At 67.7% G+C, this 24,642-nt stretch carries 2 protein-coding genes (1 of these 2 only partly in view); both read right to left on the bottom strand.

The window, feature by feature from the left end; genetic code table 11:
* Positions 1–6,754, bottom strand: partial view of a non-ribosomal peptide synthase/polyketide synthase gene (locus ACQP2D_RS05060; RefSeq protein WP_433682549.1) — the 5' end (the start) only. 18,842 nt of this gene lie to the left of the window's left edge; the window shows 6,754 of its 25,596 coding nt (coding positions 1–6,754); the start codon lies at positions 6,752–6,754; its stop codon lies off the left edge, out of view.
* Positions 6,754–24,642: a non-ribosomal peptide synthase/polyketide synthase gene (locus ACQP2D_RS05055; RefSeq protein ID WP_433682548.1), complete on the bottom strand. Its 17,889-nt coding sequence runs from the start codon at positions 24,640–24,642 to the stop codon at positions 6,754–6,756. Before ACQP2D_RS05055 ends, ACQP2D_RS05060 begins: the two co-directional genes overlap by 1 nt.

The raw sequence follows: 24,642 nt of genomic DNA, 5'->3' as shown, positions 1-24,642 counted from the left end.
CGAGCACTCGCAGGAAGCGGGCGACGAAGGCGGCGATGGTCGACGCATCGAACAGATCGGTGGCGTAGCGCAGGCTGCTGGTGAGCCCGCCGTCCTCGGCGCGTTCGTTCACCACCAGGTGCAGGTCGAATTTCGCACCGGTATCGACCGGTTCGACCGGTTCGACCGTCAGCCACGGCACCTCGAACGCCCGGCTGCCCGCCGCCACGCCCGGTGCCGCACCGAAGCTGAACATGACCTGGAACAGCGGATGCGCGCCGGTGCCGCGGTCCACCGCCATGGCATCGACCAGGCGCTCGAACGGCAGATCCGCATTGGCGAAGGCCGCCAGATCCGTATCACGCACGCCCGCAAGGAGTTCGGCGAAGGTCACCGACGCACTGACCCTGGTTCGCAAGACCAGGGTATTGACGAACATGCCGATGAGCGCGTCGAGTTCGCGGGCACCGCGCCCGCTGACCGGCGAGCCGATCACCACGTCGTCGGTGCCGCTCAGTCGGGCCAGCGTCGCCGCGAAGGCCGCATGCACCACCATGAACAGCGTCGCGCCGCCGCGCTGTGCCAGTGCGCGCAGATCTGCCGCGATCTCGGGCGTCACCTCGAAATCCACCGCGGCGCCGCGATTCGACGCCAGCGCCGGACGCGGCCGGTCGGTGGGCAGTGCGAGTTGGGCCGGTAGGCCGTCGAGGGTTTCGCGCCAGAATCGCAGCTGCTGATGCGCCGGATCGCCGGGCCGATCCTCGGCGCCGAGCAGTGCCCGATGCCAGAGACTGTAATCGGCGTACTGCACCGGCAGTTCCTGCCAATCCGGTGTGCGGCTCGGCCCACCCGCCACCCGGCCAGCACCCCCCATCGAATCGCTTCGCGATGCTGTCCCCAACCTGGCCCGGTAGGCGGACACCAGATCGGTGATCAGCGGCGTCATCGACAGTGCGTCGGCGGCGATATGGTGCACGACGAACACCAGCACGTACTCGTCACCGGGGATGCCGCGCCGATCGTCGACGCGGTCGACACTCAGCAACGCCACCCGCACGGGCAGTTCGGCGGTCACATCGAATCCGGCGCTGGTGATCGCGGCAATGGCGGCGGCCAGATCGGCACGCTCGACGGGCACCGGTTTGAGGATCAGCCCGATCTCTGTCGATACCAGAATCGACTGGTACGGACCGGATTCGCTATCGGGATAGCAGGTGCGCAGTGCTTCGTGCCTGGACAGCACATCGAGCACCGCCTGCTCCAGCGCGTTGACATCGAGCCTGCCGGTGAGCCGGAGTACGACCGGAAGGTTGTAGACACTGGCCGCGCGGTCCTGGGTTTCGATCCGATTGAGAAACCACAGTCGCTGCTGGGCCGGTGAGAGCGGAATGCGCTCCGGACGTTCCTGCCGCACCAGCGGCAGTGCGGGCGCGGCGGCCCGGCTGAGTTCATCGACAGCGGCCGCGAACCCCTCGACCGAGGACGCGTCGAAGAGGGCGCGCACCGGGATGCGCGCACCGATGGCCTCCCCGGCCCGGGCGGTCACCTGGGTGGCGTCGAGTGAGCTGCCGCCCAGAGCGAAGAAGTCGTCATCGAGGCCGACCCGTTCGACGCGCAGCACCTCGGCGAATACCGCCGCCACCAAGCGTTCGGCCGCATCGGCAGGCGCTCGGAAACTCTTGTGCCGCAACACCGGAAGCGGCAGCGCTGTGCGATCGAGCTTGCCACTGGTGTTGAGTGGGAACTCGGACAGCTCGACCAGCGCGGTCGGCACCATATAGCCAGGAAGACGCCCGGTGAGGCCCGCTTTGACCGCATCCAGGTCCAATTCGCCGCCCGGCGTGCGAATCACATAGCCCGCCAGATAGTCCCCGGTATCGCCAGCGATCAGCCGGACGGCGGCCTGCGCCACCGCTGACGCCGCCAGCAATGCCGCCTCGATCTCCGCGAGCTCGATCCGCTGGCCACGGAACTTCACCTGGAAATCCGTCCGACCGAGGTAGACGAGCTCGCCATCGGCATTCCAGCGCACCAGATCTCCGGTGCGATACATGCGCGCACCGGACCTGCCGAAAGGGTTGGCCACGAACCGCTCCGCGGTCAGATCGACCTGGCCGTGGTAGCCGCGGGCCAGCTGGTCACCGGCCAGATAGAGTTCGCCGGGTACGCCGATCGGCGCTGGGTGCAGCCGCGAATCCAGCACGTACACCTGGGAATTCCACTCCGGCTCGCCGATCGGCACCAGTTCGTCGTCGGCGGTGACCTCGCGGTAGGTGATCGATACCGCCGCCTCGGTCGGACCGTACAGATTGTGCAGCGCGGCCTCGCTCACCGCGTGGAAGGCCGCGACGGTTTCCGGCGGCAAAGCCTCACCGATGACGAAAACATCACGCAACGAGTCGAGTTCCCCCGCTTCGGCATGCATTGCGAAGACGGCGAGCATCGATGGCACGAAGTCGGTCAGTGTGACGCCGTGTCTGGCAATGGTTTCCGCGATATAACGGGGATCGCGGTGGCCGTCCGGCGCGGCGAGCAGCAGGGTCGCGCCCGCACGCAGCGGCAGGAAGTACCCCCACAGCGATACGTCGAAAGTGGTCGCGGTCTTCTGCAGGTAGACATCACCACCGCGGGGCCGGTATTCATCGTGCATCCAGGCCAGCTGGTTGGCGATGGCGCGGTGTTCGATCGATACACCCTTCGGCTTGCCCGTCGATCCGGAGGTGAAGATGACGTAGGCGGGGTGTTCGGGTCGAAGTATCGCGCGGCGCTCGCCGTCAGCGATCTTGGCGGCGGAGTGCTCCGACAGGTCGAGCTCGTCGATATGGTGCAGGTTCACGCTCGGCGGCACGGTGGCGGGAAGGGTGAATCCGGTGCCGCGCGTGGTGAGTACGGAATGCGGCCGGGCGGTGTCGAGAATGTGCCAGATGCGCTCGGCCGGATGGTCGGGATCCACCGGGACGTAGGCGGCACCGGCGCGCAGCACCGCATACATCGCGACGACCAGCTCGATCGAGCGCGGCATGGCCAGCACGACCAGTGATTCCGGGCCGACGCCGGTACCGATGAGCAGGCGGGCCAGCCGATTGGCCCGCTCGGAGAGTTCGGTGTAGGTGAGTTCGGTCGTCTCGGAGACCAGGGCAATGGCATTCGGCGTTCGACGCACCTGGTTGTCGAAACCCTCGTGCAGAAATCGGTCGGCGACCTTGTGTCCGCTGGCATTCCAGCTCGCGGTGACGTAATCGAGTTCGCCCATATCCAGCAGCTCGATATCGCCGACCGCGATATCCGGATCGGTGACGGCCGCGCGCAGCAGCCGGAGGAACTTGGCTCCGAATTCCCGGACGGTCGCGGCATCGAATAAATCAGTGGCATAGGTGAATTCGGCACGATAACCGGACTCGTCCGTGCCGGTGTCGGAGAGTGTGAGCTGGAGATCGAATTTCGCGAAGCCGGGATCGAAATCGACCAGCTCCACGTCCAGACCCGGCATCGTCAGCGCGGCCGGCCCGATGTTCTGCATGAACAGCGCGACCTGGAACAGCGGATGCCGCCCCTGCGAGCGCGCCGGATCGACTGCCTCCACCAGTCGCTCGAACGGAATATCGCTGTGCGCGAAGGCATTCAGATCGCGCTCGCGCGCCCGGGCGACGAGATCGGCGAAGCTCAGCTCGCCCCGGACCTCGGTGCGCAGCACCAGGGTATTGACGAACATGCCGACGAGATCGTCCAGCGCACGCTCACCGCGCCCGGCGACCGGCGTGCCAATGGCGATATCGGAGGTGCCGGACAGCCGCGACAGCAGCACGGCGAGCGCGGCGTGCACGACCATGAACGGCGTGGCGCGGCTGCGGGCGGCGATCCGGTCGATCGCGTGCCGCAGTTCCGCGTCGATGGCGAATTCGTGGGTGGCCCCGCGATAAGACGCGACGGCGGGGCGCGGTCGATCGGCGGGCAGATCCAGCTGTGCGGGCAGATCGGCCAATTCGCTGGCCCAGAACCCGAGCTGGCGCGCGGCCACCGAATCCGGATCGCTCTCGTCGCCCAGCACCTGCTGCTGCCACAGTGCGTAGTCGGCGTACTGCACCGCCAAGGCGGCCCAGCCGGGTTTGCGGCCACCGCGACGGGCGGCGTAGGCGGTGACCAGATCGCGCATCAGCGGCCCCATCGAGACGCCGTCGGCGGCAATGTGATGCACCACCAGCACCAGCGTGTGATCCTCCGGTCCGCTGCGCAGCAGACGCACCCGGACCGGGATCTCCTCGGCGACATCGAATCCCTGTACAGCGGTGGCCAATACGGCACCGGTGAGTTCGGCCGCCGGCACATCGGTCGCCGACAGGTCGAATACGGCGTGCACCGAACGCACCACCTGGACCGGACCGTCCTCGGTCTGCGGGTAGACCGTGCGCAGGATCTCGTGCCTGGCCACGAGATCGGTAATGGCCGCGGACAGGGCGGAGACCTCGAGCGCACCGCGCAGGCGCAGCGCGACCGGGATATTGTCCACCGCGGCGGTATCGAAGACGTAGGCCGATTCGGTGTGCGTGCCGAACCGGTTGAGAAACCACATGCGCCCCTGCGCCGGGGACAGCGGAATGCGCTGCGGCCGGGCGACCGCCGTGAGCGCGGGCCGCGCGAGGCCGGTCCGCGACCGTCCGGCCAGTGCCGCCGCCGTCGGGCGGTCGAAGAAATCCCGGACATCAATGGTGATGCCGAGCGCGGTCCCGATCCTGGCGATGGCACGGGTGGCAATGAGGGAATTGCCGCCGAGTGCGAAGAAGTCGTCATCCGCGCCGACCCGCTCCACGCCGAGCAGTTCGCCGAAAATCTGCGCGACGGCGATCTCATCGGCGGTCGCCGGAGCACGGTATTCGGCCGCGCCGGACCCGAATACCGGTTCCGGCAGCGCGCGACGGTCCAATTTGCCGTTGGCATTGATCGGCATGTCGTCGAGCACCATGACCAGCGACGGCACCATGTAGTCCGGCAGGTCCCGCCGGGTCGATTCCAGCACGGTGGCCGGATCCGGCGTAATGCCCCGGTGTGCCACCACATAGGCCACCAGATGATCCCCGCCCGCGTGCCGATGCAGCAGCACCGCGGCCTGTGCGACCTGCTCATTGCGCAGCAGCGCCGCCTCGACCTCGCCGAGTTCGATCCGCAGTCCGCGCAATTTCACCTGGAAGTCGATGCGGCCCAGATATTCCAGTTCGTCCGGACCGGCGGTGCCGTCGGTGACCCAGCGCACCAGATCGCCGGTGCGGTACATCCGGTCACCCGGCGCGCCCTCGGGATTGGCCACGAAGCGATCGGCCGTCAGTCCGGGACGGGCCACATAACCGCGAGCCAACTGCACACCGGCGAGGTACAGCTCACCGACGACGCCGCTGGCGACCGGCCGCAGATTATCGTCGAGCACCAGCAATTCGGTGTCGTCGGCGGGCGCGCCGATCGGCACGGTGGTGTGGTCGGCCGCGGTGACCTCATGGGCGGTGACATCGACGGCGGCCTCGGTGGGGCCGTAGAGGTTGTGCAGCGTCGCGCCGCTGATATCGCGGAAGGCGGCCGCGGCCGCGGCGGGCAGCGCCTCACCGGAGGCGAAGACCAGGCGCAGGCTCCGCGCCGCCGTTTCGATCTGCGGTTCGGCCACGAATACCGCGAGCATCGATGGCACGAAATGCGCGACGGTGACACCGCGTCCGGCGATCGTGCGGGCCAGATAGGCCGGATCACGATGACCGTCCGGTGCCGCGATCACCAGCCGTGCCCCGACCTGCAACGGCCAGAAGAACTCCCATACCGAGACGTCGAAGGTGAACGGCGTCTTCTGCAGAACCACATCGTCGCCGCGTAGTCGGTACAGCCGCTGCCGCCACCGTAGGTTGGCGAGGATCGAACGATGCGATACCGCAACACCTTTCGGGCGGCCCGTCGACCCGGAGGTGAAGATGACGTAGGCCGTATTGTCCGCCGACAGCGGTGCGCGGTCCAGCGCCTCGTCGGATATTGCGTCGCCGTCGAATTCATCGATCCGCAGTACCAGGATATCCGGGCCGAGCTCCGGCTGGTCCTGGGTCGTGGTCAGCACCAGCACGGGTGCGGCAACTTCGAGAACGTAACCGATGCGTTCGGCCGGATGCTCGGGATCGATCGGCACATACGCGCCGCCCGCCTTCAGGATCGCGTACATGCCGACCAGCAGGTCGAACGAGCGTCGAACGGCCAGTCCCACCAACGCGTCCGGGCCGACACCCAGGTCGACCAGGTGCCGAGAGAGTGCGTTGACCCGGCCGTCGAACTGCGCATACGTCAGCGTCGAGCCCGCGAATTCCAGCGCCACCGCATCCGGCGTCCGGCGCACCTGCTGCTCGAATTCGCTGACCAGGGTCTCGATCGGCGCGAACGTCGTCGGCAGCACATGCGCAGCCGCCGCCAGCGCATCGTCGAGCAGTTGTTCGAGCACCGTGCCGAGCGCGCCGTCGGCCGATTCCAGCAGTGCGGGCAGCTGACCGGAGACCACCACCGATACCAGCGCGTCGGCACCGAGACCGCCGCCCATGGCCTCGTCGAGCACCATGATCTCGGTGGCCAGTGCACCGTAGGTGATGGTGGTTCCGTCGTGCCGCAGGGCGACCCGTTCCGGCTCCAGTTCGGCGACCTTATCGATCAGGCCGGGCAGGTCACCGATTCCGTACGCCCGGCGCAGCGCCGAATGATCGTGCGCGGCACTATGCTTGCCGAGTCCGCTGGATGCGACCGATTCTGCGTGGGACATCAGCTAATTCCTTCCGAATCGACTTCCAACCCCGAGTTGGAAATCACGGCCTGTGCCTCGGTGCGCAGGGTCCGCAGCACGGCGGCGAGACCACTGCCGCCGAGGGCGGCCAGGAGACCGGGCACCAGCCCGGCCAGGGCGACATTGATGAGCGCTTCCGGTTTCGCGGTCGCACCCATGGCCTTGGCGACCGTCGCGAGCTTGGCAGCCAGCTCGCCATAGGTCACCGTGTGCGCGTCGTGGGTGAAGGCGACGGCACCGGATGCGATATCGGCCGCGGCCGCGATGACCGCGGGCAAGTCCGCCAGTTTCGGCGCACTGTCCTGGTCCTCGACGCGCGGCGAGTGTTCGGCTCCGCCGCGTTCGGCGGCGCTGCGAATATCGATGGCGCGGATCGCGATCGACGGGTCCGCCGCGACTATCGCGAGCACACGCAGCAGTCGTTCGGCGAACAATCGGACCGTGGCGGCGTCGAAAATGTCGGTCGCGTACCCGAACCGCATTTCCAGCCCGGACAGTTCCCCCGCCGCGTCGAACATCTCGATACCGGTCAGCTGGAGGTCGTATTTCGCCTCGGCCAGCGCGAGATCGAGCACCTCGACCTCGAGTCCGGGCAGCGCGACGCGGCCCGTCGGCAGGTTCTGGAAGGTGAACATCACCTGGAACAGCGGCGAATAGGCGCTGGATCTGGTCCGGCCCATGGCGTCGACCACCTGCTCGAACGGCACATCGGCGTGCGAGAGCGCCGCGATATCGCGATCCCTGGCCTGGCGCAGCAGGTCCGCGAAACCGATGCGTCCATCGACCTCGGTGCGCAGCACGACGGTATTGACGAACATGCCGATCAGCTCGTCGAGTTCGCGTTCGCCCCGGCCCGCGACCGGTGCGCCGATGGCGATGTCCGGCGTACCGGACAGCTTGCCGAGCAGGACCGCGAAGGCACTGTGGATCAGGGTGAACAACGTGGTCCCGTGCTCGCGAGCAATGGTGTCCAAACGCCCGGTGAGCTCGGCGTCGACCTCGAAATCGACGGCCGCGCCGCGCATATTCCGGCGCGGTGGACGCGGTCGATCCGTCGGCAGCGGCAGCACCTCGGGCAGTCCGGCCAATTCCGTTGTCCAGTAACCGAGTTGCCGCGACAGCAGGCTGTCCGGATCACCGTCGGAGCCGAGCACGGTCCGCTGCCACTGGCTGTAGTCGGCGTACTGGATCGGCAACGGAGCCCAGTCGGGTGTGTGGCCCGCCGTCCTGGCCAGATAGGCGCGCATGAGATCGCGCGTCATCGGAGCCACCGAATAGCCGTCGGCGCTGATGTGATGCAGCACCACGACGAGCAGGTGTTCGTCGATATCGGCGCGCAACAGCGCCGCCCGAACCGGCACCGCCGCGGTGATATCGAAACCGGCGGCCACGAATTCGTCGATCCGCGCGTCGATATCGCGGCGCGATACCGGGGTCGGCGTCAATTCGAACGACAGATCGGCGACGGTCAGCACCTCCTGTACCGGACCGGGCTCGGTGTCCGGATACCGGGTGCGCAAGGTCTCGTGCCGTTCGATCACGTCGCGGATGGCCGAGCCGAGGGCCGCGATATCCAATGCGCCGGTCAGGCGCAGTGCCGCCGGGATGTGATAGGACGAGGAGTCCGGTGCCAGCCGGTTGACCACCCACATGCGCTGCTGTGCCAGCGAAAGCGGCACGGGCGCGGTGCCGGACCGGCGGGTGAGCGCGGGCCTGGCATCGGCGTCGCCGAGGTCGGCCAGGTGTGCCGCGAGCAGTCCGACGGTCGGTGCTTCGAATACCGCGGCCACCGGAACCCGCACTCCCAGTGCGGAACCCAGCTGCGCAGCCAGCCGCGTCGCCAGCAGCGAATTGCCGCCGAGCGCGAAGAAATCGGTGCCGACCCCGATCTCGCTGTGCCGCGCCGCCGAACCGATCACCGACCCGAAGGTGGTGGCGACCAACCGTTCCCATTCACTCGCCGGTGCGCGGAAATCCGCTGCGGCGAATACGGGTGCGGGCAGCGCGGCCCGATCGACCTTGCCATTCGCATTGAGTGGCAATGACTCCAGCACGACCACCGCGGCGGGAACCATGTAGGTCGGCAGCTCCGCAGCCATCGCGGTGCGGATCGCAGCGGCCAGTTCGGTCGAATCCGCTTCGGGCACTGCGACATAGGCGATGAGCCGAGTCCCCGCATTGTCGTCCTCGTGCGCCACTGCGACCGCGGCCCGCACATCGGGCAGCCGCAGCAGCGCGGTCTCCACCTCGCCGAGCTCGATCCGGAATCCGCCGATCTTGACCTGGAAATCCGCGCGCTCCAGGTACTCCAGCGTGCCCTCAGGACGCCACCGGACGATATCGCCGGTCCGATACATCGTGGTGCCGATGGCGGCCGCGAACGGATCCGCGACGAACCGCTCGGCCGTCAGGCCGGGTCTGCGCTGATAGCCGCGCGCCAATTGCGCACCGGCCAAGTACAACTCACCCGGCACGCCGACCGGAACCGGCCGCAATCGCCCATCGAGCACATAGACCCGGCTGTTCCACGCGGGTGTCCCGATCGGCACGATATGCGTCGGATCGTCATCGACCTCGAAGCCGGTGATCGATACCGCGGCCTCGGTCGGGCCGTACAGATTGAACAGTCGCGCACCGGTCGGTTCGGCCCTGCGCCGGAACTCGACCACGGTAGCCGGCGGCAGCGCCTCGCCAATCGCGAGCACCTGCCGCAGCGATTCCGGCAGTGGCGCGGCCGATACCGCGAGCAGCATGCCGACCAGCGACGGCACCGCGTGCAGCACCGTCACCGCGTGCCGTTCGATCAGGGCACGCAGCCGGTCAGGGTCACGTTCGGTGCCCGGCGCGGTCACTACCAGCCGACCGCCCGTCGTCAGGATCGACCAGAACTCCCACACCGACAGATCGAAGGTCGCCGGCGTCTTGAGCAGCGCGGTCGCATCCGGCTCCGACCCGAATCGGTCACGCAGCCAGGCCAATTGGTTGACGATCGCGGCATGCGCGACGGTGACGCCCTTGGGCAGACCGGTGGACCCGGACGTGAAGATCACATACGCCGGATGCTCGGGCCGCAGTGTTCGAATCCGTTGGTCATCGGTGATCGGCATCGCGTCGTATTCCGACAGGTCGAGCCGATCCACTTCCAGTGCGGGAAGCGCTGTTTCGATGGGCAATCCGTCGCGCGAGGTCGTCAGCACACAGATGGGCGCGGCGGTCTCGATAATGTGCGCGATGCGGTCGACCGGATGATCCGGATCTATGGGCACATACGCACCACCGGCGCGCACCACCGCGTACATGGCGACAACCAGTTCGACCGAACGCCGCATCGCGAGCACGACGGTCGCCTCCGGGCCGACCCCGTCGGCAATCAGTCTGCGTGCCAGCCGGTTGACCAACGCATCGAATTCCGCATAGGTGAGCACGGACTCGGAGGTCGCCTCGATCAGCGCGATGTGGTCGGGCGTCAGTGCCACCTGGGTATCGATGAGATCCGCCAGCGTCGCCGAAGCCACCGGATGCGCCGTCCGGTTCCACTCCTCGACCAACTGGCTACGGGCGGCCTCCCCGAGCAAGTCCAATTCGCCGACCGCTGTATCCGATTGGGCAACAACACCTTCGAGAATCCGACGCAACTGTTCACCGAACCGCCGCGCACTCGCGGGCTCGAACAGATCGGTGGCATATCCGAGCGCCAAGTCGATCCCCTGGGGTGCGCCGTCCGTGCCGTAGTGATCGACCGCGAACAGATGCAGATCGAATTGCGCCACCCCGCTGTCGAATTCGAGCTCACGCACCTCGAGTCCGGGCAGCCGCAGCGTACCGCGCTCATGGTTCTGGAACGAATACCCGACCTGGAACAGCGGATGACGCGCCGTCGACCGTTCCGGATTCAGCACCTCCACCAGGCGCTCGAACGGCACATCCGCGTGCGAGAAGGCCGCGATATCCGCCGCCCTGGCCCGCCCGAGCAGCTCATCGAAACTTTCCGCACCGTCGACCCGGGTCCGCAGGACCAGCGTATTGACGAACATGCCGATGACATCATCGAGTTCGGCATCGCCGCGTCCCGCGATCGGCGTGCCGACCGCGATATCCGAACTTCCGGACAGCCGCGCGAGCAGCGCGGCCAAGGCGGCATGAACAACCATGAACAGCGTTGCGCCGCTGCGCCGTCCGTGCGTGACGAGCGCGGCATGCAACTGCGCGCCGATCGCGAACTCGACCTTCGCGCCGCGCAGACTCTGACGCGCGGGCCGGGGGTGATCGGTCGGCAAGGCCAGCTGATCCGGCAGCCCGGCCAATGCCCCCGCCCAGTAAGCGAGCTGTTGCGCCGATACCGATTCGGGGTCGTCCTCGCTGCCGAGCAGTTCCCGCTGCCACAGCGCATAGTCCGCGTACTGCATGGCGGGTGGCGTCCAGCCGGGTGCGCTGTCGTTCAGGCGCGCGGTGTACGCCTGCATCAGATCCCGGACGAACGGTGCGAGCGAAGACCCGTCCGCGGCAATGTGATGCAGCACCGCGGCCAGGACGAACTCCGCACGTCCCGCAATCCGGAACAACCGCATCCGCACCGGAATATCGGCCGTCACGTCGAAGGTAGTGGCGGCCAACTCCCTGATCCGTTCCGGGAGTTCGGCCTCGGTGCTCTCGATCGGGTAGAGCGACGGAACCGCCTGCGCGACCGGCATGATCAGCTGCACCGCCACGCCGTCGACCTCCGGATACCGGGTCCTCAGCGATTCGTGTCGGCCGACCAGATCGGCGACCGCCGCTTGCAGTGCGGCGATATCCAATGCCCCGGTGAGCCGCAGCGCCACCGGAATGTTGTAGGCGATCGAGTCCCGGTCGAACCGGTTGAGGAACCACATCCGCTGCTGCGCGGGCGATAGCGGAATCCGCTCCGGACGCGCACCGGCCACCAGTGCGGGCCGGATCGCACCCGAATCGTTCGCAACGACCGCGGCGGCGAGATCGGCCACCCGGGGCGACTCGAACAGCGCACGGACGCCGACGGTATGACCCAACGCGGCACCGATTCTGGCGGCGGCCTTGGCGGCCAGCAATGAGCTGCCGCCGAGTGCGAAGAAGTCGTCATCCGCGCCGACCAGACCGTCCGCGCCCATGCCGAGGACATCGGCGAAGACTCCGGCGACGACTTCCTCGGCGACCGTCCCCGGCTTGCGGTAGGCCGTAGCCTCGAATACCGGCGCGGGCAGCGCGGCGCGATCCAATTTCCCATTGACGGTCAAGGGAATTCGATCCACCACCATGATGGCGGCAGGCACCATATGCTCGGGCAGCCGGTGCGCGAGCCGTTGGCGCAGCGCCCCGGTATCCAGCGCGTCGACACCGACCGCATACGCGACGATGCGCGGCTCATCCACCAGATCGGTGCGCACGATGACCGCCACCTCGTGCACCGATACGTCCGCATCCAGCAGCGCCGCTTCGATCTCACCCAGCTCGATCCGGAACCCACGCAGGTTCACCTGCTGATCGGCCCGGCCCAGATACTCCAGCTCACCATCGACGGTCCACCGTGCGAGATCACCGGACCGATAGGCCAGCGCACCATTGTCGGCGTACGGATCGGCCACGAACCGGCTCGCGGTGAGCGCCGGCCGCCCGAGATACCCGCGCGCCAACTGCCCGCCCGAGACATAGATTTCGCCGGGCACACCAACCGGCACCGGCCGCAGCCGGGCATCGAGCACCCGCACGACCAATCCCGGTATGGCGCCGCCGATGACGCTCGCCGATCCGGTGCTCGGATCGATCCGCCGGTAGGAGACGTGCACGGTGGTCTCGGTGATGCCGTACATATTCACCAGCTGCGGCGAGATCGGATGTCGGGCCGACCAGCCGCCGAGCCGCTGCGGTTCCAGCGCCTCACCACCGAAGATCACATAGCGCAAGGCGAGTTCGGCGGGCGGTGCGGCGGCCTCGGCCGCGATCAGCTGATAGAACGCCGACGGCGTCTGATTCAGCACCGTCACCCGTTCCGCGGTGAGCAGTTCCAGGAACTGTCGCGGTGAGCGCGAGGTGAAGTAGTCGACCACCACGAGCCTGCCGCCGTACAGCAGCGCCCCCCACAGCTCCCAGACCGAGAAGTCGAAGGCGTAGGAGTGGAACATGGTCCACACATCCGCTGGTCCGAAATCGAAGTGGCCCCGGGTGTTGTCCAGCAACCGCAGCACATTGCGATGCGGAATGACCACACCCTTCGGCTGTCCGGTGGATCCGGAGGTGTAGATGACATAGGCCGTATGCGCGGGCTCGAGCGGTGCCCGGCGATCGGCCTGGGTGATCGGCCCCGGATCCATCGAATTCAGGTTGGCGGCCATATCCAGCACCGGCCCGCCGAACCAGCCGGGTGTCAATTCGGCGGTGGCGCTGGTGATCGCGCAGATCGGGCGCGCGTCATCGAGGACGTATTCGATGCGATCCGCCGGATAGTTGGGGTCGATGGGCAGATATCCGCCACCCGCCTTGACCACCGAGAGCAGCGCGACGATCAGTTCCACCGAGCGCGGCAGCGCCACCGCGACCAAGGCCTCCGGTCCGACTCCGGCCGCGATCAGCCGCCGGGCCAACCGGTTCGACCAGGTGTCGAGTTCGGCGTAGGTCAGCGATCGGCCACCGGCACCGACCGCGATCGCGGCCGGATCCAGCGCGGCGGCCAGTGCGAACCGGTCCGCCACTGTGCTGGTCTCGGTGACGTAGGTCGCCGCCGGAGTGGCCCATTCGTACAGCGCCCGATGCTGTTCCTCGGCGCTGAGCAGTTGGATATCCCCCACCACCACCGTGGCATCGGCGGCGATGGCGGCCAACACCTGGGTGAACCGGCGCCCGAGCACCGCAATGGTGCCCGTGTCGAAAAGGTCTGTCGCGTAGGTGATCTCGATATCCATGCCATCGGCGCGACCATCGGCGTCATCGGATTCGACCACCGTGAACTGCAGATCGAATTTGGCCGCGGCCGCGTCGAACGCGACCGGCCGCACCACCAGACCGGCGAGTTCGAGCCGGGGCAGGGTGAAGTTCTGGAAGGCCAGCGCCACCTGGAACAGCGGATGCCGGTTCTGCGCCCGGGCGGGCGCGATGACCTCGACCAGCCGCTCGAACGGCACATCCGCATGGGACAGCGCCTCGATATCCTGTGCGCGCACGGTGTCGAGCACCGTTTCGAAGCGCGCCCTGGTGTCGATATGCGTGCGCAGCACCAGGGTATTGACGAACATGCCGACGAGTCCATCGAGCGCGGCGGCACCGCGACCGGCGACCGGGGTGCCGATAGCGATGTCCGCACCGACCGAGAGCCGCGACAGCAACACCGCCAGCGCCGCGTGCACCGTGCTGAACAGCGTGGTCTCCCGCTTACGCGCCAGTTCACGCAGTTCACCATGCAGATCCGAATCGATGCGCAGCCGATGGATATCACCGCGATACGACGAGACCGCCGGTCGCGGACGATCGGTGGGCAGTTCCAGTTGCTCCGGCAGACCCGCCAGCACGCCCCGCCAGTACGCGAGTTGGTGGTGCGCCTGCGATCGCGGATCATCGTCGACGCCGAGTGTTTCGGCCTGCCACAGCGTGTAGTCGGCGTATTGCACCGGCAGTGCGGTCCATTCCGGCGCGCCGCCCGCGCGTCGAGCGGCATAGGCGGTCATCAGATCGCCCGCGAGCGGGCCGAGGGAGAAGCCGTCGGCCGAAATATGGTGCAGCACAATCGCCAATACGTGCTCGACCGCAGCACCATCGGTGATCGCGAACAGCCGGGCCCGCAGCGGCAGTTCCGCCGTCAGATCGAAGGTGGCCGCCGCGAATGCGCCGAGGCGCGGTGTGAGTTCCGCTTCGGTGACCGGCTCCGATCGCAGCGTCGGCACAGCCTGCGCCGCGGAGATGATCACCTGTTCCGCACCGTGCGGTCCGTCCGGGTAGACAGTGCGCAGGCTCTCGTGCCGGGCGACCACATCGGCCAGCGCGGCGGCCAGAGCCTCGACATCCAGTGCACCGGTGAGCCGCAGCGCGACCGGAATATTGTCCACGGCATCGCCGGGTCCGGTCGCATCTCCCGCGAGAAAACGGTTGAGGAACCAGATGCGCTGCTGCGCGGCCGACAGCGGAATCCGCTCCGGACGTGTGCGAGCGGTCAACTCGACACCGCCATGCCCAGGGAATCCGCCGCGCGACACCTCGTCCGCGATCGCCGCGACCGTGGCCGCCGCGAACAAGATCCGCACCGGCAGCCGCACATCGAGCGCTACACCCAACCTGGCGACGACCTGGGTGGCACTCAGTGAGTTGCCGCCGAGGGCGAAGAAATCATCGTCCAGGCCGACCCGCTCGATACCGAGCACCTCGGCGAAGGTCCGGGCGATGAGCACCTGCATCGCCGTGCCGGGCGCACGGAAGACGGCGGCCTCGAATACCGGCTCGGGCAATGCCTTGCGATCCAGCTTTCCGGACGCATTGAGCGGGAACTCATCGAGCACCACATAGGCCGACGGCACCATGTACGCCGGTAGCTCCCCGCTCAGTACTGCTTTCACGGCATCGGTATCGACCGTCACACCGGCATGGCCGACGAGGTAGGCCACCAACTTTTCCGCGCGCAGCACGACCACCGCCTGTGCGATCGAATCGACTGCGGCAAGGGCGGTTTCGATATCGCCGAGCTCGATCCGCAGGCCGCGCAGCTTCACTTGGAAGTCGGTGCGTCCCAAATACTCGAGCACCCCATCGGCCCGCCAGCACACCAGATCACCCGTGCGGTACATCCGCGCACCGTCGCCGAACGGATTCGCCACGAACCGATCGCTTGTCAGCTCCGGCTGTCCGACATATCCGCGCGCCAATTGCGCTCCGGCCAGGTACAACTCGCCGGACACGCCCACCGGCACCGGACGCAACCACCCGTCGAGCACATAGACCTGGGTGTTGAACACCGGCGCACCGATCGGCACGGTGTCGATATCGGCAGCGGTGACCTCGTGGCCGGTGGCATCCACGGCCGCCTCGGTCGGGCCGTACAGATTGTGCACGGCCGCACCCGTCAGCGCACGCAGGCGGTGGGCGGGCCGCGGCGGCAACGCCTCGCCCGACGCGAATACCAACCGCAACGAAGCACACTGCGCCGCTATCGGTTCCGCGACGAACACCACCAGCATCGACGGCACGAAGTGCGCGACACTGACCCGCTCGCGGCGGATCACCCGCGCCAGATACGCCGGGTCGCGATGTCCGTCCGGCTGCGCAACGACCAGGCGCGCACCGATCTGCAAGGGCCAGAAGAACTCCCACACCGACACATCGAAGGTCGCCGGGGTCTTCTGCAGCACCACGTCATCGCAGGTCAGCGCATACGCTTCCTGCATCCACACCAGCCGATTCACGATGGCGCCATGTGAAACCGCGACGCCCTTCGGCCGTCCGGTGGACCCGGAGGTGAAGATCACGTACGCGGCATTGCCCGGCGCCAAGGCACCGAGTCGATCCGCATCGGTGAGCGGGGCGTCCGAATAGTCGTCGGTGTCGAACAGATCCACATCGAGCACCGCCCACACCGGCGAGCGCCCCTCGACCTCGGTGGCCAACTCCAATCCGTCATCCGAACGGGTCAGCACGCAGACCGGCCGAGCGGTCCGCAGCACCTGCGCGATGCGCTCCGCCGGGTGATCCGGGTCCACCGGAACATACGCGCCACCCGCGGTGAGCACCGCGTACATGGCCACGACCAGATCGATGGAGCGCCGCATGCCGATCGCCACGGTGCTATCCGGACGAACCCCGATGGACACCAACAGCCGCGCCAGCCGATTGACCCGGCCCGCGAATTCGGAATATGTGAGCGTCGCGTAGCGACTCGATGAGGGGTGGTGGTCGGGCGACGGGTAGGCCAGCGATTCGCCCTCAAAAGACACCGCGACCGCCGCCGGCGTCCGTGCCACCTGCGCCTCGAACAGCGACACCAATGTCGCGTCGGCGTCGCCCGGATGCGCCGTCGCATTCCAGGAGTTCAGGATGAGCGCCCGCTCGTCCTCGTCGAGCAGATCGAGATCGCCGATCCGCATCCCCGGATCCGCCATCGCGTCGAGCACGCGCCGCAGCCGGATCGCGAACGCGGCGACGGTCTCGGCGTCGAACAGGTCGGTCGCGTACTCGAAGGTCGCGGCCAGTCCGGCGGGGGCACCGGCGGCATCGACAGCTTCGGCGAGCGTCAGCTGTAGGTCGAATTTCGCTGTTCGCGTGTCGATATCGAGCGCCGATACCGCGAGTCCGGCCAATTCCAGGCTGGTCTGCGCGGTGTTCTGGAAGTCCAGCATGACCTGGAACAGCGGATGCCGTGCCGCCGACCGCTCCGGCTGCAATACCTCGACCAGCCGCTCGAACGGCACATCGGCGTATGCGAAGGCGCGCAGATCACTGTCACGCACGGCCACGATCAAGTCGGCGAACCGCAATTCCGGACGCACCTCGGTGCGCAGCACCAGGGTATTGACGAACATGCCGACCAACTCGTCCAGCGCCTGATCACCACGTCCCGCGATCGGCGTACCGATCGCAATATCCGGCTGCCCGGCGAGTTTCGCCAATACCGTGGCGAATGCGGCATGCAGGACCATGAACAGCGAGGCGTTCGCATCCTCGGCCAGGGCACGTAGTCGCTGATGCGTCGCGGCATCGATGGTGAACGCGTGGCGCGCACCGTGGCCGGTGGCGACCGCAGGGCGTGGCCGGTCCGCCGGCAGGGTCAGGACCTCGGGCAGACCGGCCAGTTCGGCAGCCCAGTACCGGATCTGCTCGGCGATCACCGATTCCGGATCGTCCTCCGTACCCAGCGCCGCGCGCTGCCACAGGGTGTAGTCGGCGTATTGCACCGGCAGCGGCGCCCAGCCCGGCTCGGCACCGGCCAGGCGGGCGGCGTACGCGGCCATGAGATCCCTGGTCAGCGGCGCGATCGACCAGCCATCGGCGCTGATGTGATGGATGGAGACGACGAGTACGTGCTCGCTGCGTTCCGCAGCGTCCGCATGGATGTCACGCGCACCCTCGGACCGAATGCGGAGCAGTGTCAGCCGAACCGGCGGCTCCAGTTCCATGGCGAAGGGCATTGCCGCCGCGGCACGGATCCGATCGGCCAATTCCGCCGCCGCCACCGCCTCGGGCACGAGCGAAGCCGCGACCTCCTCGACCGCCAGCACCTGCTGGTGCGGAATACCATCCACCGCTGGATATCTGGTGCGCAATGTCTCATGCCGGCCGAGCACATCCGCAATAGCGGCGGTCATCGCGGCCACATCGAGTGTGCCCCGCAAGCGCATTGCGGCCGTCAGATTGTTCGCGACCGAATCGGCATCGAACTGATCGAGGAACCACATCCGCTGCTGGGCATAGGACAGCGGCACCCTATCGGGACGGGGACCGGCCACCAGCGCAGGACGGTTGCGCGCCGTGCCCTCGGTAGGCAGATGCGCGGCGAAGGCGGCCACCGTCGAATATTCGAACAGCAGCCGCACCGGCACCTCGACACCGGCGACCGCGCCGATCCGCCCCGCGATCTGCGTGGCCACCAGTGAATTTCCACCGAGTGCGAAGAAGTCGTCGTCCAATCCGACCCGGTCGAGCCCGAGCACCGCCGCGAACACCTCGGCCACCGCGAGTTCCGCCGAGGTGGTCGGTGCGCGATATGCCTTCGCGGCCAGAACCGGATCCGGCAGTGCCCGCCGATCCAGCTTGCCGGAACTGGTCAGCGGCATTTCCGCCAGCGCGACATAGGCGGTCGGCACCATGTACGACGGCAGCGTGGCGCGCAGCCGCTGCTCCAGCACCGCGCTCAGCTGCGCCTGCGGGATGGCGGCGACCACATAGGCGACCAGCAGTTCACCCGCGGCATGGGCGAACACCCGGACCGCCGCCGCCCGCACATCGGCCGCGGCCACGAGCGCCGCCTCGATCTCGCCGAGCTCGATCCGCTGCCCGCGGAGCTTCACCTGGAAGTCACTGCGCCCCAGATATTCCAGTTCCCCGGCACGATTGCGTCGCACCAGATCGCCGGTCCGGTACATCCGCGCTCCGGGCGGTCCATAGGGATTGGCCACGAAGCGCTCGGCAGTCAACTCGGCCCGGCCGTGGTACCCCCGCGCCACCTGGACTCCGGACAGATACAGCTCGCCGATCACCAGATCCGGCACCGGCCGCAGCCGCGCATCGAGCACCAGCACCTGACTCCCGCGCACCGGCCGACCGATCGGCACCGGTCCCCGCGCCGCCGCATCGACCGCGGCGTGGGTGGCATGCACCGTGAATTCCGTTGGGCCGTAGAGATTGTGCAGCTCGGCTCGGCTCACCGCAGCGAAGTCGGCCGCGACCTCACCGGTCATCGCCTCACCGGCCACGAAAACCGTCCGCAGCGAGGCGATCTCGGCAATGCCGGTGGCATCGGCGAATACCGTCAGCATCGACGGCACGAACGAGGTCATCGTCACCCCGTGCGCGGCGATGGTGGCGGCCAGATACGCACTGTCGCGGTGTCCGTCGTGTTCGGCGACCACCACGCGCGCGCCATGCGCCAGCGGTGCGAACAACTCCCACACCGATACGTCGAAGGTCACCGGCGTCTTGAACAGCACCACATCACCGGACCCGATGCCGTACTCGTCGGCAATCCACTCGATCTGGTTCACCACCGACGCATGCGCTACCGCGACACCTTTCGGCTTACCGGTGGATCCGGAGGTGAAGATCACGTACGCGGTATTGTTCGCCCGCAGCGGGTACAGCCGATCCGAATCCGTCACCGGCGCATCCGAATAGCCCGAGCAGTCGAGCGCATCGATGGCCAGCACCGCCGAATCGACTCCGATCGACCATCCATCGCATGTGCGAGTCAGCACGCAGACCGGCCGGGCCGAGGCGATGACGTCCGCCCGCCGGGCCGCCGGTTGGTCCGGATCCACCGGCACATAAGCACCGCCCGCGGTCAGCACGGCATAGGCGGCCACCACGAACTCCACCGACCGCCGCATGCCGAGCACGACCAGCGCCTCGGGCCCGACCCCGGCGGCGATCAGCCGCCGAGCGAGCCGATTGATTCGCCCGGACAACTGCGCATATGTCAGCGCACCGTCTCCATCGACCAGCGCCACGGCATCGGGCGTGCGCCGCGCCTGCGCCTGGAAGCCGGCCAGCAGGGCAGCCGGACTCTTCAGCGGCGATTCGGCGATACCGCACTCGATCGCCCGCTGCCGACCGGCCGCGTCGAGCAGCGGCAGATCCCCGACCCGCGACTCGGCGTCGACCACGACCGCCCGCAACAACCGAACCAGCCACAGCGCGTAGTCCGCGATGGTTGATTCATCGAATAGATCTGTGGCATAGGCGAATTCGGCCCCGACACCACTCGGTGCCAGCTCCGCCGATACCGGACCTTCCCCGAGTCCGGCACCGGCGAAGCTTTCGGTGACCGTGAGTTGGAGATCGAATTTGGTCACCCCGGTGTCCAGCGTACTGGTGTCGACCGATAAATCGGGGAGTTCGAATCGGATGTCCGCGGCATTGTCGAAAGCGAGCAGTACCTGGAACAGCGGGTGTCGCGCCTGCGAGCGCGGCGGGTTGATGGCCTCGACCAACTGCTCGAATGGCAGTTCGGCGTGTCCGAAGGCGGCGAGGTCGGTTTCGCGCACTAGCGCGAGCAGTGCCGAGAAGGGCGTGGCGGGATCGATCGCGGTCCGCAGCACCAGGGTGTTGACGAACATGCCGACCAGGTCGTCCAACGCCCGTTCACCGCGTCCGGCCACCGGCGTGCCGATCACAATGTCGTCGCCACCGGACAGCCGCGACAACAGCACCGCGAATGCGGCATGCAGCACCATGAAATTCGAAACGCCCTGGGCACGTGCGAGTTCGGTGATTCCGGCGTGCAACTCACCGGGCAGCTCGAAACGGAAAACCGCACCGCGCCCGGACGATACCGCGGGCCGCGGCCGATCGGCGGGCAGCTCGATCAGATCGGGCGCACCGGCGAGCGTGGCGGTCCAGAACTCCCGCTGCTTCGCCAGGGGTGCGGCCGGATCGGTCGCGGAGCCGAGCAATTCACGCTGCCAGAGGCTGTAGTCGGCATACTGCACCGGCAGCGACGACCACTGCGGAGCAGTGCCCACACGCCGGGATCCATACGCGGACATCATATCTCGCGCCAGGACCCGCAGCGACAGCCCATCGGCCGCAATATGATGCAAGACCAGCGCCAACGCGCAGCTTTCGTCATCAATCAGGAAGATCCGCGCCCGAATGGGTATTTCGCGCTCGAGGTCGAATCCGAGCGCCGCGAACCGAGCCAACTCCGCGTCCAGCTCACCGGCACCGATCGACTCGGGCTCGCCGACGACCACGGCCTCGTCCGCGGACAGCACCACCTGCCGCGCGGCGAACTCCGCCGCCGATACCGCGGGGAAGATCGTGCGCAGCACCTCGTGCCGGCCGACCACATCGGCCAGGGCCGACCGCAGCGCGGCCACCTCGACCGCACCGCGCAACCGCACCACGAAGGGCATGTTGTAACCGGCGCTGGCACGCTCGAACCGGTTAAGGAACCAGATCCGCTGCTGCGCCGGAGATAGCGGAACCAGCGACGGCCGGTGACGCACCCGCAGCAGCGCGAGCACCGGCACGTCGCTGGCTCCACCCGTCCGCTCGATCAGTTCGGCGAGTGCGGACACCGTTGTGGCGGTGAACAATTCGCGAACTCCGAGCCGACAGCCCAGATCCGCGCCCAAACGGGCCGCGACCTGGGTGGCCACCAAGCTGTTACCGCCGAGAGCGAAGAAATCGTCGTCACGTCCGACCCGATCGTGACCCAATACCTCGCCGAACACCCGCGCGACCGCGGCCTCCATCGGCGTCGCCGCCGCGGCATAGTCGGTCGAACTGCGCTCGGGCGCGGGCAGTGCGGCACGATCCAATTTGCCGGAGGCATTGACCGGCAGCGCGTCCAGCACCACGAATGCCGCGGGCACCATATACCCGGGCAGCGACTGGCTCGCCGCGGCCCGCAATTGCGCGAAAGATACTGTGCCAGGCTCGGATTCGACGACATAGGCGACCAGCTGCTCGCCCACTCCGGCGTCGTCGCGCACCACGACCACCGCGCGTACCACCGCGTCGACGGCACCGAGTACGGCCTCGACCTCACCGAGTTCGATCCGCAATCCGCGCAGCTTGACCTGGAAATCGGTGCGACCCAGATACTCCAGCTCGCCATGGGTGGTCCACCGGACCAGATCACCGGTGCGGTACATACGGGTGGCGGCGCCGTCCGGCCCGCCGAACGGATCGGCGACGAACCGGTCGGCGGTGAGCCCGGGTCGGCCGATGTAGCCACGGGCGAGCTGTACCCCCGACAGATACAGCTCGCCCGCAGCCCCGACCGGTACCGGCCGTAGCCGCGAATCGAGCACATAGAGCCGGGTATTGAACACCGGCGCGCCGATCGGCACCGAGAGGGTATCGGTGTCGGTCACTTCATGGAAGGTGACGTCGACCGCCGCCTCCGTCGGACCGTACAAATTGTGCAGCCGCGCACCGGTCAGCACCCGCAGCCGCTGGGCCAGCGCGGCGGGCAGCGCCTCACCGGAGGCGAAGACCGTGCGCAACGAGGTGCGGTTGGTGAACTCCTGGTGAGCCAGAAACGCTTCCAGCATCGATGGTACGAAATGTGCGGTCGTCACGCCGTATTCGCTGATCACGGCGCGCAGATAGGCCGGATCGCGATGGCCGTCGGGCTCGGCGAGCACCAGCCGTGCCCCGACCTGCAGCGGCCAGAAGAACTCCCACACCGATACATCGAAGGTGGCCGGTGTCTTCTGGAGTACGACATCCTCGGAGCAGAGCCGATACATCTGCTGCATCCACACCAGCCGATTCACGATCGCCTCGTGTGTGACGGCCACGCCCTTCGGCAGTCCGGTCGACCCGGAGGTGAAGATCACATAGGCGGGCTGTCCCGGCCGCAACACGCTGCGGCGCTCCCGATCCCAGACCGGATCATCGGCGTATTCCGCAAGATCCAGCAGGTCTACGCGGATCTCCGGGATCCCGGAGAACTCCGGTGCCGCAGCCGCTTCGGTGGTCAGCACGCAGGCGGGCCCGGCGGCGGCCAGAATATGCGCGGTGCGCTCGGCCGGATGATCCGGATCCAGCGGCACGTAGGCCGCTCCCGCCGCGAGGATCGCGTAGATCGCGACGATGAGCTCCGGCGAGCGGCGGATGTTAACGGCGATCAGCGTTTCGGGTCCGGCGCCGAGCCCGATCAGATGCCTTGCCAGCCGATTGCTGCGGACCTCGAGTTCGCGATAGGTCAGATCCGACGCACCGGCGCATCGCACCGCGACCGCATCCGGTGTCCGCCCGACCTGCGCCTCGAACATCGACACCAGCGTCGGCGCACCGGCGATCACCGTATGCATATCGAAGGCGGTCGCATTCCAGATCCTGGTGCTGACCTCGAGTTCCAGTTCGGTCGCCACCGCCACCGCCACCATCGGCGTATCGACCTCGGCGGCCACCACCCGCTCCAGGTACCGCAGGAAGCGGGCGTGGTGGCGGGCGATGTCATCGGCGGAATACAGATTCGGATTCGCCTCGAAATCCACGTGCACGCTGTCGCGCTCGCCGTAGTACACATTGAGGCTCAGATCCTCCACCGGCCCGGTGGAGAGCACGTGATACCGGCCGACCGTATCGCCCAGGGTCAGTTCGCTGCCGAACAGCATGATGTTGGCCAGCGGACCGAAGAGCGCCCGGCGCGCCGGCCTCCCGTCGTGCTCGGCATCACGCCGGATGTCCTCGTGCCGATACCGCTGGTGGCGCAGTGCGCCCGCCACCTCGACCCGGGTCGCGCGCAACAGCTCGCCCCAGGTGCCGTCGACCGCGAGCCGCAGCGGCACGATATTCGACAGCATCCCCGCCGACCGCCGCATCACCGCCGTGGTGCGCGCGGTCACCGGCAGGCTCAGCACGGCCTCGTCCCGGTCGGCGAGCCGCCCGAGATATCCGGCGAAGGCCGCGAGCAATACCACCGCCAACGTCGAATCCTGGCTCGCGGCAACGATATTCATCCGGTCGACCAGCGCTTCCGGCAGTACCCGACCGGCGATCAGATTGGCCGCCGAACGCGGTGCGGTGCGCCCGTCCAGGGTGGTCACGCCGTCGAGTCCGGCCACCCGCTCGGCCCAGTACACCCGGTCGGCCTCGAAACGGGCGCTGTCGCGGTAGGCGAGTTCGCCGTCGACCAGCGCGGTCAGCGCGTCCGGCCGCACCGCTGACGGCTCGGTGCCCAGCACCCGGGCGGTGTACAGCTCGGCCACCCGCTGGGTATTGGTGAGCGCGCCGAACCCGTCGAGCACGATGTGATGCGCCCGCAGATACCAGAACGACCGATGGTCGGCGACCCGCAGCACGGCACCCGCGAACAGCCGATCGGCCAGCATATCGACCGGCGCACTCGCATCGGCCCGCATCCATTCATGTGCCGCCGCCACCGGATCGGCATGCTCGCGCAGGTCGATCGCCTGGATATCAACGGAATTCGCCGGATCCACCCACTGGCACGGCGCACCACCGGATTCGCCGACCCGCAGCAGTACCGATTCGTATTCGCGCGCAGCCTCGGCCGCCACCTCTTGCAGGATCGCGGTATCCAGTGCCTGCGGCACGTCCACGTACTGGGCCACATTGATCGGCACGTCGGGCTCGAGCAACTGTGCGTACCAGATCCCCAACTGCGCCGGAGCGAGCGGAAACGGTTGCGACGCGGTGTGCGCCGACCCTTCCGGTCGCGCCCCACCCAACTCCGTATCGTGCAC

It is taken from the genome of Nocardia sp. CA-119907 (genome assembly GCF_050955995.1).
GTDB lineage: Bacteria > Actinomycetota > Actinomycetes > Mycobacteriales > Mycobacteriaceae > Nocardia.
Note: the sequence above shows the minus strand (reverse complement) of the source record. Positions and strands in the feature narration are given on the sequence as shown.